General features: G+C 38.0%; 11 protein-coding genes. All 11 read right to left on the bottom strand.

Features of this window, described 5'->3' with window-relative positions:
* Positions 1–5: 5 nt before the first annotated feature.
* The gene (locus tag MHI04_RS14255) at positions 6–1,298 is read right to left on the bottom strand and encodes a polymorphic toxin type 30 domain-containing protein (RefSeq protein ID WP_342534957.1); all 1,293 of its coding nucleotides are present in this window, start codon (positions 1,296–1,298) and stop codon (positions 6–8) included.
* The gene (locus MHI04_RS14260; RefSeq protein WP_342534958.1) at positions 1,298–2,824 is read right to left on the bottom strand and encodes a contractile injection system protein, VgrG/Pvc8 family; all 1,527 of its coding nucleotides are present in this window, start codon (positions 2,822–2,824) and stop codon (positions 1,298–1,300) included. The genes MHI04_RS14255 and MHI04_RS14260 overlap by 1 nt, the downstream gene beginning before the upstream one ends.
* Positions 2,825–2,857: 33 nt before the next feature.
* Positions 2,858–3,265 (bottom strand): DUF4280 domain-containing protein, encoded by a 408-nt coding sequence (locus MHI04_RS14265; protein ID WP_089934858.1) that lies wholly within the window; start codon positions 3,263–3,265, stop codon positions 2,858–2,860.
* Positions 3,266–3,495: 230 nt separating this feature from the next.
* On the bottom strand, positions 3,496–4,050 hold the full coding sequence (locus tag MHI04_RS14270) for a serine protease (protein ID WP_271910309.1): 555 nt from the start codon (positions 4,048–4,050) through the stop codon (positions 3,496–3,498).
* Positions 4,051–4,073: 23 nt separating this feature from the next.
* Positions 4,074–5,204, bottom strand: coding sequence for a pentapeptide repeat-containing protein (locus MHI04_RS14275; protein WP_342534959.1), 1,131 nt, complete (start codon positions 5,202–5,204; stop codon positions 4,074–4,076).
* A gap of 35 nt (positions 5,205–5,239) precedes the next feature.
* Positions 5,240–6,664 carry a hypothetical protein gene (locus MHI04_RS14280; protein WP_089934855.1) on the bottom strand — a complete coding sequence of 475 codons (1,425 nt, stop codon included), beginning with the start codon at positions 6,662–6,664 and terminating at the stop codon, positions 5,240–5,242.
* Complete coding sequence (locus MHI04_RS14285) at positions 6,661–7,347, bottom strand: hypothetical protein (RefSeq protein ID WP_244504894.1); 687 nt, start codon at positions 7,345–7,347, stop codon at positions 6,661–6,663. The genes MHI04_RS14280 and MHI04_RS14285 overlap by 4 nt, the downstream gene beginning before the upstream one ends.
* A 48-nt stretch (positions 7,348–7,395) precedes the next feature.
* Positions 7,396–8,169, bottom strand: coding sequence for a DNA and RNA helicase (locus MHI04_RS14290; RefSeq protein WP_342534960.1), 774 nt, complete (start codon positions 8,167–8,169; stop codon positions 7,396–7,398).
* A gap of 38 nt (positions 8,170–8,207) precedes the next feature.
* The gene (locus tag MHI04_RS14295) at positions 8,208–10,796 is read right to left on the bottom strand and encodes a molecular chaperone (RefSeq protein WP_342535775.1); all 2,589 of its coding nucleotides are present in this window, start codon (positions 10,794–10,796) and stop codon (positions 8,208–8,210) included.
* An 80-nt stretch (positions 10,797–10,876) separates the two neighbouring features.
* Positions 10,877–11,572, bottom strand: a complete 696-nt coding sequence (locus MHI04_RS14300) for a hypothetical protein (RefSeq protein ID WP_036120178.1) — start codon at positions 11,570–11,572, stop codon at positions 10,877–10,879.
* The gene (locus tag MHI04_RS14305) at positions 11,563–12,834 is read right to left on the bottom strand and encodes a normocyte-binding protein (RefSeq protein ID WP_342534961.1); all 1,272 of its coding nucleotides are present in this window, start codon (positions 12,832–12,834) and stop codon (positions 11,563–11,565) included. Before MHI04_RS14305 ends, MHI04_RS14300 begins: the two co-directional genes overlap by 10 nt.
* Positions 12,835–12,859 lie beyond the last annotated feature (25 nt).

A 12,859-nucleotide genomic window follows, 5' to 3' on the forward strand; every position in this document is an offset into this window, starting at 1 on the left:
CTTTTTTAATCAGGAGATTTTATAGGGATATGAGTTCGATTAGCAAGATCCTCATTATAAAAAGGACTATCAGATTTTGAAATTCCAGGAGGCTGGTATTCACCCGTTACAGGATCTAAGTATTTTTTTCCTTCTTGAACTCTTACAATCCAACCTTTAGCAGCATTACTTCCTGGTGGTGCTGAAGGATCAGGACCATGAACTCGCACCCTCATAGTTTTCCCATCTTGGGTCCATTTGTACTCAAAACCTTCAGTCACCTTCCCCTCTACAGGCTTCAATTCTCTTCTACTAGCATCACTTGGAATTCTAGAAATAATTTCATCAATAGAAGTCCCTTCCAAATTTCTGAAATCTCCAACCTTACTCGTACCCTTATCAAGCTTTTTCACATACTCGCCTAGTTGATCGATTTCTTTTTGGGTTGTCTGTGCATCCTTTGCCTTTTTGCTATTATTGGCAAGACCATAGGTTTCTTCTATTACCTTTTCCATATTTTTTATGGATTCTAATGCCTCTTCTCCCTTTTTTACTTTCCTTACAGGGTTAATTAATGAGAGTCCTGCTTCAAAATTTTCTTTTATTGGCGCATTTGCATCAGACAATTTGAGATAATCCTCAATAAACAGGGCGTATGACATTTTGGAGCCTAGCACGACATAAGGGGCTAAGCCGTCTGGAGTGGCAGTTGATTCTGCACTTAAAACCTTGCGTTTATCAATAAGCGTTGTGATTGGTTCACCATCACTGCCGATGACTCTCGTTTTTCTGTGCTCATCTAATAGAGCTTTTAGTTCGGCTTCACTTGTTATCCTGTTTTTATCCACTGACGAAGCTTTTGCTTTTGCACTTGAATTATTCGTTGGTTTTTTCGTTGCTGGCGTCGGTAGTACCTTTTCCTTGACTACCTGCTTCGTCTGTTGGACAGCGGTCTTCACCTGTTGCTTGGCTTTCGTTACAGCCGCCTTTGTTTTCTGTACCACCTTTTTCGTGGTCAGGACCGCTTTTTTAATGGCCTTCTTCGCCCATTTGACCAATTTACTCTTGGATAGACTATTTTTCAGCTTCCGGGCCTTGGTAAAGAATTTACCCCACTTCTTCTTTTTCTTCCTGCGTTTTTTCTTTTTCTTCTTTTTATTGGACTTTCGTTGTTTCTTCTTTGTCGAGCCCTTCTTTTTGGAGGATTTCTTGGAGCTTTTTCCTTTTGATCCTCCGCTCTTTCCTTTTTTCTTGCCACCTGGAGAGCCTACTTTTGGAATCATCCCCAGTAAGCTTCCCGCTAGTCCTAATAGACCCATTAGGCATCACCCCCACCAACAGGGATCATCCCCATCATGTCTAGGGCTGACTCAAGGTCTGCTTCTTCCTGCGAAGCGACTGATACAGGGGCTTTGATGGACCCTTCCATCGTGACAACCTGTCCCTGGATATCCGTATTGCCATCAAACACAAGACTACTGGAGCCGCATGTGAAACGCATCGATTCAGCTGCACTCATGGACACACGTTTTCCAGCAAAGGTGATTGTGCCATTCGCTTTGACTAGTAGGGATGGCTTACTATGCACGGTAATGCCGCTGTCCTGATGGAGCTGAAGAAAAACGGCTCCCTCCTGGGCGGTGAATGTCACGGACTGTGGGTCTAGCTTCATTTCCTTCCCTTTTGGCGTACCCCAGTATGACGTTTTCGGATCAGCCGTTTTTGGGTTGGCATCGCCGCCTTTTCGTACACTGTGGCGAACAATCGCTGCTTCCTCTCGATGTGTTGGGAAGACAAGGTGGACACTGTCCCCCACCTCTGGCGGACTGTAAAATCCGCTATGGCCTTCTGCTGTATAAGGCGTAGCCAGTGGGAACCAGGTAGCTTCTTCCTTCTTTTGCACCTCATCAATGGTAAGATGTACTCTTACTTGATCTTTTTTGACCTCTAAAACCTTACCTTCAATTGCTGTGCCAGGCAGGAACGGAATACTTCGTCTGTCTTGACGTATGCCTTTTTCAAACAACAAATGATATTCATAAGTAAGGATACCTTGCTTCATCTGGGCGATGGACTTGGCTACTACAAGCTTCTTACCTTGGAGCTGAACACGGTCACCGAGCTTCAATATTTTTCTAGAATCTATCACATAGGCGACTGTATCTCGTTCCTCCATTGGCCGCTCGATGTCATTATGCTTACTATGTAAAAACTTAGAGCGATCCTTTAAGATCGTATAATTTGCCGCCGACAGCTTTTCCATTCGCCCTTCAGGTAGTCCAAACCAAAACTTTGGTTTATCAGCATCCACTGCTGCAACTAACACGGTACGAAAATGGGAAGCCATACGTTGTAAAAATTGCCAATCCGTCTCCTTATATTGTAATATAAATTGCTTGAGAGGAGTAGCCTTCAACACAGTATCAATAACATCTGCACCAGAATAATCTTCTAGTACCTTTTTTAACATAGCCTGATAAGTCATCTGATTATGTTGGAAGGAGCGATATTTTTGTTTACAATCCATGGTGAATGTAGATGAAACAGCCTCTAGTTCAATTTGATATACTCCCCTTTCCATTCGAACAGCCATTTCTGTTACCTGTCCTTTAAAAAGTGCATGCAGTCGTTGTCCTTTACGTTTTTGATAGAGCTCTATCTTATCTGTTGTACTGGCAAGCTGCATACAACTATCTTTCTTTTCAGCAGGGATAAATCCTGTTATGGATAACCTTGCATGATCATTCACTGTTTGGGTCAACGTGAGATTATGCAACGTCTGGATTTCATAGGGGGATACGAGTTCAAGCTCGCCGTATCCGATTACTTCCTCGTATGTGTTCACATGAATTCCCTTCTTTCCTCAAGGGACAATGGCTTATTCTTGCCCATCATCTTCTACTTTTATCGTTCCACAATACATACACATATTAATCGATTGACTACTTAACGCTGGGTGATTTTCAATTAATTGATCATCCTTCCCATTAATCCAGGGCATCGTGATGACAGGTGTACAGGGCATTGGCTTTAAGACACCGTTATTGGCGGCTGTGGCAGCTGCAACGATAGGATTAGCTAATGTTTGACATAAGCCAAATGGTTGAATATTGATATTAGGCTTATAATCCATCGTATTCATTTGGGCTTTATTTTTCGTATATACGCCATGACTAACGGGCATTTTTAAGATACTCGTTTGATCTCCCTGCGAGCAGGATAATTTAGCACCAGCTACAACATAGCTGCGTTGATCGCCGCCCTTTGTCTGCATTTCTTCTGACATAGAAAAACCATCCTTTCCATACATAAGATTTGTGCGATATGTTTAGATAAACAGAGTCAGCTACAAGCATGTAAAATCGACGCCTTATTTGAAAATCCTCATTTTCTTTTGCACTTCTTGACCTTTTTCAAATAGCTCTATCTAAAAAATCCTTTTCTCACTATGTTCACCTTTATCTGACCCATAATCTACCACTAATAATGTCATGAATAAGTCCCCGCCGATTCTATTTATTTAATAGGAAGTATCTCATGCCATCTTCCGGAGGTTTGTACCTTGTGTAATCGTATCCCCTGAAAGGCTCTGCGAAGAATGCTCTCTGCTAATTCAATATTGATCACGATATAATTTTCTTTAATGCCCTCTATTTGAAAGCAGGAATAAGGGGCCGCCATTGCTTCGTCTATAATAAGCTTCTTCAACGTTCCATCTAGATGAAATTCTGACTGGGATGAAAGACAAGGAACTTTTGGTGGAATCACTAGCCAGTACAACGTTTGCATTGATTTAGGCATATCCGTGAGCACGACAGCTTTAAATAACATATTTGGCACATATTTTTCCACTAACTGTTTAACAGCATCCGAAAAGAGCGCTATTGGCTTTTCTATAAAATCGATATACAGCATATCGTTCTTTTCCAGTACTGGAAATTGGCGTTCTAGTCCCTCTAATTCTTCCATTCTATCCAATGTTAATAACTCTTTTTTAATCACTTGAGCTATACCAACTGGTTCAACAGCATTTGAAATTCGCTCATCCTGAGATAAAATAAAATAGTTCATCTTTGAGTCTCCTTTTCACACATCTACTTCCAAATAATACTTGCTGTTTGAAATGGGTCTAGCTTTAAATATTCCTTTGCCTCAATAGAGAAAATAGTCTTTTCTAGATTGGCTCCTGCAAAATTCGTATTTTTTACATTTGCTCCAATAAAGCAGGCTCCTCGTAAATTTGCTAGCTCAAAATTAGCACCTTCTAAATTCGCATTTTTAAAGCTGACTGGCAAATAACCGGGTACTTCCCACTTTTGAGGATCTAGAAGGCCACACGCTCCTTGAACCTGTTGGAAATTTGCATCCTGCAATTGACTATTACTAAAATCTGCCTCATGGATTGAACTAAAACTCAAATCAGTACCAATCAGCCGACTTTCCCGAAAATTAGCACCAATCAGCAGACAATCACGCAGACGACAGTTTGTTAAATTCGTTTTCTGGAAAAAGGCATAGCGAATATCTAAATCACTATAATTGCCATCAGCTAAATTCAAATGGCTAAATACCTCATATGGATATTCACCCTCTACTTTTTCTTCTAGCCATGCTTTTATCTCTTCACTATCCTTCGATGCGAAATCCTCGCTATACACTACCTCATTTATATCCATAAACTCACCTACACGTATTTCAACAGCCACATCCCGCTCCAAAGCTAAATATTCTGGACATCTTATAATGTCAGGTAGCGCATATCTAGCAAGGCTCAAGACATATTGATGAAAATGGTGGGCATCCTGAAGCTTTATACGCTCCATATCTGCTTGGGTAATAGCACCCATGAAAGTTTTACTATATAAACTTAATTCTTGGATATACTGCTCTAAAAAATGGTGAGCCCAGCCAGCATCATACGTAGTTAAAAGTGGATGAAGATCAAAAAACCATTCCTCATCCGTAGCTTCTACTAAATAATGGGGATTCTTCTCCAATAGCTCTGTTCGTAGCATCGAAAATGTGATGTGTGCAATCGGTCCTTTTTGTTGTAGCGATTGCTGTTCTCCTAGTTGCTGACATATTTTTTGAAAAGACGTCTTAAAATCCTCGGCAAGCTTATCCTTGGAGGCTTGGAAAAAATCCTCAAGCATCAAGAGATATTTTAACCTTCTTTTTTCTACTTCTACTTCATAAAAATGCTGTAAAACTCCCTGTGTCTGCATATAAGACTCCTTCCTTTTCTTTCGAGAGAAACATGCTAATTTGCCTTTACTTCTTTCCCAAAAATTTGCACACTACCATTCATTGCGATTTTACTTTCTTTGCATTGTAAAGAAATTTCTTCTTCTGCAGACAAAAGGATTTTCTTACTGGCGTTAACAGTAATATCTGCCTCTGAGATGAGTTTAATCTCTTTTTTACTAAATATTTCAATACCATTTGCTTCATTTAATCGAATAAAAATATCGCCATCTTGTGCGGTAATAACAATTTCAGTTGGGCTCATTTTAATTTCTTTACCAAAGGCTGTACGATAATATTTCGTTGAAGGATCATCGAGCTTGTTAGTTGCCGATGTATCTAAATTTTTTCTTATAGAGCTACTAGATATTCCTTCTTCCTCACGATGTGAAGGGAAATAAACGTGAACAAAGTCATTAATTTCAGGCATACAATACCATCCACTATGTCCCTCAGCTGTATAGCCTGTAGCATAAAGAAACCAATGCGCCTTTCCTTTATCCTGCTTATCATCAATAGCTAAATGCACCTTAATATGATCTTTTGCGACTTCTAACACTTTTCCTTCAAGTGACAATCCTGAGATTGCATTGTTAAATATTTCACTTTTATTCATGCCATTTTTCGTTGAAAGTGTATAGCAATGTTTCAGCAATCCATCCTTCATGGTTGTAAATGCTTCATAAACAAATAGGGTTTGTTTATGAAATGTGACATGATCTCCTATCTCCAGTACTTTATCGGTTTCAACCTCATAGTAGAGGAAATCATGCTCTCCCATGCCTTCATTACCATTCTCTGTATATACTAGGTAATCTGCTAGTTTTTTTCGGGTCGTATAATGATAATCTTCTAGCTTGCCTTTAGCTCTACCAGTGGGCACACCAAAATAAAACTTTGGCTTATCGAAGGTTACAGCAGGAACTAGCCCAGTATGAAAGCGTGAAGCAAGCCTCTTTAAGAATTGCCAATCCGTTTCAAAATATTGGAGGGTAAATTTCCCTAATTTTCCTCCCTTTGTAGCTTCATCTATAATATCTAGGCCAGGATAAGAGGGTTTCATCAGTTTAAAAAGAGACGAGTAGGTCATTTCCTTATCCTGATAGGAGCGATTTTTCTTTTTAATGTCTAGCTGATAGGTGTTAGAGGCAGCCTCTACCTCAATATAATAAATGCCGCGAACGGAACTTACCTTGACATCTAAAATAACACCTTTAAAAAGTGGAGTAGGTGTACCAAGATGACTAAGCTGATTTACCTCAATGGCAGATCGTACCTCAGTCATTTCTACATATGTATCTCTAGCCTCTTCAGGTACAATACCAGTAAAATGTAATGTAGCATGTTCGTTCATTTTTTTTACAAGGGTAAGATCTTGGATACTAATAAGCTCAAAAGGTTTAATTTGTATATTATGATAGGCTGTCACTACCCCACTCATAGCACTGCACCTCCATTCCTGCTATTTGAAGCAAATTGTAAGGATTCCATCATGGCCCTCGCAATCGGACGCCAAGTTTCAAGGTCATCCTCCATACAATTAAAGGTTCCAATAAGAGCTTGTCCTTCGATAGAGACAAAGAACATTAAATTAAAAATATCGCCATCAATAGCTGGTGTAATGATCTCTAAAAAGCCAACTGACTTTTCGTCAATCGTTAGGACATCCGTGTCTAGCCAATCTGCTGAAGGCTGTGCTTGTTCAAGGATGTCAATCATATTTTCTTGAAAAGCAGCAACTCCCTCCTCCGTTAATCGATGTGGAGTTAAGTTGAAGGCAAGATTAATCGTGGAGGACTCATCTGTATAAATAAGATTAGGTCTACGCTCTGATGGGTACTTTAATGATGCTAATTCAGTAGACATCTCGGAAAATAGATTTGGCATACGAATCGACATTTTGCCATCCAAAAATGATTGCCCCATCACCTCCACCTTTTCATCATCAATTAATATGTAAGCTTGATAGATATTTACTTTTGGTAGTTCTTGTTCCTCCTGCTCAGAGGCTTGCTCTGGCTCCTGCTCTCTTTTTAATGCTGCTTCTTGCTGAGCTAACTCATGTTGCTCCTGCTCTCTCATTTCATTTCTAAGTGCAATAATCTTTTCATCTAAAAATTTCATCCCACTCACCTTCCGTTTCTTAAACGTTGTTCACCAACTGAATTTTAGTTAATCGACTATCATACGCTTTGGTCGGTCTGGACTATGTCCTACTCGACGACCACCGTTCTTTGATTCAGATAATATACGGTACAAATATTTATGAATTTGACTATTGGAAAACGCTTGAAATTCTAACTCTAATCGATTGCAAATATACATTTCAATGACATCCCGCTGTACCCGCTCCTGATTCAAACACTCAAAAGCAAAGGTAATATCATATACATTGGTTGGGCGATTTTTTAATAATTCCTTTGCGTAAAACTGTAAAACTTTAGGGTGGTATGTGCTTTCTTGTATACCTGCATACTGACAGTGCAGATAATTCACTGTATTGTATTCCGTGGCAAAATCTAAAAAATTATTTGGCTCGGATCGCAGCCTTGCTCCAGCCTTTAATTTAAAGCGAGCTATTTCTAATTCGTTTAGGGCAATATCCAGAGACTCATCGAGAAAAATAGTGGCTGTAAAATCCGTGAAATCTAATGTATTCACTGCTTCAGCAAACTTTATTTTTATAACGGTTTCTTGCCCTGTTGCCTCATATGGAACTTCATAGCTATTAGGCAGTAGATAAAGCCTATTATTATGTTTAACGATCCCTTTTGTAATATGGATAATAGTATCTGCAATCGTAATATTGACACCTGCTATAATGCCATTTGAATAATCCTGGAAATATAAATCTAAAAATTCCCTTGGATAATCGCGCAAGTTCTCCAGCATTTCTCTTTTTAAAATTCTGCCTTTTTGAAAATGTGGATATTGATTGGTAAACATCTGTCACTCACCTCTTTTATTTTTTGGCAGATGCCTACTTACTTTAATCCATCAAAGAAATCTAGCTCTGATAAATCTGTTTCAAAGGCAAAGAATTCCTTGTTCCCGATCAATAGCTGCTCCTCTTTCCTAGCCACTGGCACGACATGGAAGCCCCAATGATCCTCTCCTGCAAAGACAAAGAATTTAACCTCGCCATTGACGATTGAATCTGTTTCGTCCTGTGGAATTTTATCAAAATAATTCGATGCAATACTTTCATATAGCACAGGGACAAAATCCTCTTGACGATTAATATAAGTATACTTATGTGCTGCTTGAGGATCGCTTCCAGTTAGGAAAAATTCAACCTCTGTGACGCCCCATGGACGGGAGATAGTTCCATGAATTTGATTCAGTCTCTCTAGACTACTAATCAGAAGCTTTTCCTGACGATTATGAGTAAATGCACTAACCGTATACGGTACAATAGGTGCAGCATTTGTTACTTCCGTTTCGATCATGCCAATTTTTTTCGCATTTAAGTAGCGCAATGCGCCTCTTAAACAAGCGAGCTTTAATTCTGGCACTTTTCCAACGTTTTCAGCCTTTTGTCTAAATTCAATGCTACGACCTGGTACAAATTCCTTTAAAGCCTCTCGAAAAGCGTCAATTCTACAGGATTGTCCTGTCAGCTTAATAATGGAATATTCCCCAAGCATGCCACTTTCATAAAAACCTTCTAAAAACTCTCGTACAATATCATAAATATCCGCCTTGATTAGGTGGTTAATTTCTTTAATATTGAAATAAACGTTTGGATAGTCATAAACATCTTTAAATTGGTGGTTTTCTAATAGGGATAAACACCAGCGATCTACCGTTGTGATATTCAAATCACTATCTTGCTGTATATCGCTTTCTGAGTAAAAGCGACTCCTAAGAATACCGGTTTTTCGGAAAAATTCTTTCTTCATTTCCTCGGCCATTTCCCATAAGAAATAATGATTATTACGAACCCTTAAATACTCATCACGCGTATGATTTTCATATTCTTTAAAACGTGTAGGGATAATAGACTCAGCATCCTCAAATGCCTTTTCAAATTGCTTGTAAACCGCCTCGACGCCATAATCATCCACATACCGATAAATATCCTTCCCTGGAATATCAATTAACGCATCGATGTCATAGGCATTTTTCCCACGACTATAATAATTCGCAAAGACAATTTTCATAAATTGAAAAATTCGATACGTAATATTATTACCACCAAAATTGGTATCCCCATTTTCATAGGTTGTATGAATATCAATTTTGTAGGAAATATGTCCGTCCTCTATTCGAAACTTACAGGATGAGAGGTCTGTTGTTCCCCCTCCACAATCAATTACTAGAGCCTTGTATTCCTTGCCATCCATAAAGCTCTGATTCTCTATTTGATTGGCTATCGTATTATAGAGCACTGCCATTCCTTCATCGAGAGCATGCTCAATTTCAATTTGATATTCAGGTAAAATGGCATGAAACATATCTAAAAATTGAGTTTTCAGCTTAACAGGGCTTGAAATATGCAAATGTTTAAAGCGACATTTAAATTGATGCTCAGCCATTTGAATGATATAGAGTAAAAATTCTCTTAGGATTTGACTGCGTGGGATAACCGCTGTATTCCCATTCGCATCCATTATTTCCTCCAATTTTGCATAATTACTAACCCAACGTTTGATGCCCTGAAATTTAGTCGCTAATGATGTATAGCTATTTTTTTTCATAACCTTCAAGGCTTCATAGCCGAAATGATAGTTTATGTGATCAGCGTTTGAGCAATCTGCAACCGCAACCACTGTAGGTACAACTTCAATCCATTCATTTTGGTGTAGTGGGTCTGGGAATTGTACAAAATTGATGCTATTGAGTGTAATTCTCTTATTTAAAAGATCATGGCTACAAGGTGATGAGACATAATCGCTATCCAAAAATACACCAGCTGTTGTATTAGTTGTGCCAAAATCAATGGCAAGAATGGCATTGGTTGTCTCTAATTGTTTCATCTCTAAATCTGGTATTGGCACTTTGTAGTAATGTAGATTTGTTGGTGGGAGTGGCGTCTCCTGATAATATGTTTTATAAATGTACTCTGAGTCTTGCTTTCGCAAAAAAATAAAGCTATAGTTCTTATTCTTTGTCTCGCGTATTCCTAGCGCTTGATCTGCCACTAAGTAATAGCAATTCGCTTTTTCATCGTCTTTTACGATATTTAGAATGCCACATAACTCAAAATGCTCATTTACTAGTAGCACATTGGATTCTACAAGAAAGCCACCTGTTTCAATGAGGTATTGATCTGGCTTATCTATTTTCATGCCTTTATAGAGATTCATTTTGGCAGGTATTTTAATATCACCATTATCTGAAAGTGGTGTTTTTAAATACTTTTGCAGTGCCTCCTCGACTCTTTCAAAGCCCCCATCTTGATTTTCTTTAATCAATAGATGTTCTTCAGCTCCACGGTATCTTAAAATCTTCTCGATTAATTCGTCCCTAGTTAGCGTATTAATTAAACCTGTTATGAGCTTTTCTTTATAACAAATATTTCTAAGCTGAAAAGTGGTCATCTCCATCAACTCTACACGTGTATAGGTCATATATTTCTTTTCTGTATAACGCTTATTCGCATAAAGCTTATATGAATATTTAGTCGTCAATTTATACCCCTCCCCACTTTTTAATAAAGAGCTATTCGATCTAGCATCATCGTCTCTTCTACGTCAATGATGCCAAAATGGTATTGCCAGTAAACCTCCATCTGAAAGCCAATAGGTAAAAAGATTTCTTGGATTAGCTGAACTTTATTGATATTTTCTATTGTCTTTTTTTGATGAATGTAAAGCAGTAATTCATCATTTTCCTCTGATTTCACATAAATAAAACAATTTCTAAATATATTTTTCAGCGTGTCCTTTATCAGATATAATGCTTCTCCTGTTTGATAGAGTCTGAGCATATTAAGCGCAATAATCTCTTGCTCTTTCTTTGAAAAAGATTTGATTTTATCGCGAACCAGTTTTCCAAATACATTTGCTTCAATGTCTCTCAGCATAAAGCGAATATAATATTCCTTTTTATTCAAGCCTTGCATTCGATCAATTTCAGCTAAAAAATGCAATGTAATATCTAATAAAGCGTCTCTAAATGCTTCATCAGTCGTATGATCAGGATGAAAGAGATCTTTAAAAATATCGAAGTACCGATAATAGGGGTTTACTTCCACATGTTGCTCTATTGCCTGTGAATTTAATAGTTGTGGACTAAGCTCCATATAAGGTGAATAGATTTTGGCAAGATGAAAGTAAATATCCTTTGTTAAAAAGCCCTCTTCTTCAGCTTGTATAAGTAAATCCCAAATATAGTTCATAACCATTTACCTACACATTTATATTCAGTGAAATGCCTTTGGACTTCAGCAAGGAGAAAGCTTAAGACATCATTCGTCATAAAATCTCGCTCTTGTTTTGATAGGAATTGTAATAGCATCGTCTTTTTATGACTGGCATCTTCTGTTGCGTCTTTTAAAAATGGATGCACGAAGTGACGATTCTCTAAATGCCCTTCCAAAATATCTATTCTCAAAAGTTCAAGATTGTCTGCTGCCTGAAAGGAGTTTATCAGTCTAATTATTTCTCCTTTTGTTGAAACATTGACATTATATTTACTAGAAAGCTTGTGCATAAAGTGTTCATTTCGCCGATTCGAGACTAGTTCATAAGTCAATTTACCTACTTGTTCTTTTTCTACTTTAGCAACTTTAAGTAGCTGCCATACTCCTGATTGATCCTGAGGTGAAACAATGGTTAATTCGCTATCTGAACGTTTTATATATCTAATATTGTCTTCTTCCGCATCAATGAGATAACCATGTTGAGTACCTGTTTTTCGTAACGATAAGACATGCTCATAATTTATTCGATCAATGGCCGGAAATGGAAAACCGCTATTCTTAACCTCGTGACGCTGAACATTCCAAAGCGGAACCATATTCCATCGTTTTTGTTGCTCATATTCCTCTAAATCAATCGTAACCTCGAAAATTTCTACATCCTCATTTAATGGTGGACAGCCTATCAGTATGACATCAATGAACTTACTCACAAAAGGATGATTGATTGTTTTCCAAGGTAGGCCATTTCTTTGGAAGATTGAATAAAGGTCTTTAATTTTTTGCAAATAGCGATTATTTTTGGTAAGACTCAGCTTTATTTCGACCAATCCCTGCGATGTAGCAAGATGACCATTGAAAATTCGTTGCTGTGCAAGTAAATGCTGTATTTCGATAGAATCACACTCTAAAAATAATGTCTTGAGTATGGCAGGTTCATTATTTTTAATGGATTCAAGAAGCTTCTCTATGTCTATTTTTGTCTCTTCCAAATCTGTTGGACATATCGGAAACAAACAATCATGAATGGGGTCGACATCTTCTCGGGCACTAAGCGTTGTGTAAATGTCATATCTATTCTCGTAATCATCGATTTCATTAAAAATACGTTCTTCAAGCTTTTTGTTCATATCTTCTTGATAATCAATTAGATTTACAAAAACGCCACTTACAATATCCTTTAGTAATTGACGTTGCTCTAGATTTTCTATTTTTCGTAAACGTTCAAACATGAGCTCTTTTAACAATTTACTTTCCTTCTTTCATGACTCA

This window comes from Lysinibacillus sp. FSL K6-1151 (assembly GCF_038630755.1).
Lineage (GTDB): Bacteria > Bacillota > Bacilli > Bacillales_A > Planococcaceae > Lysinibacillus > Lysinibacillus fusiformis_D.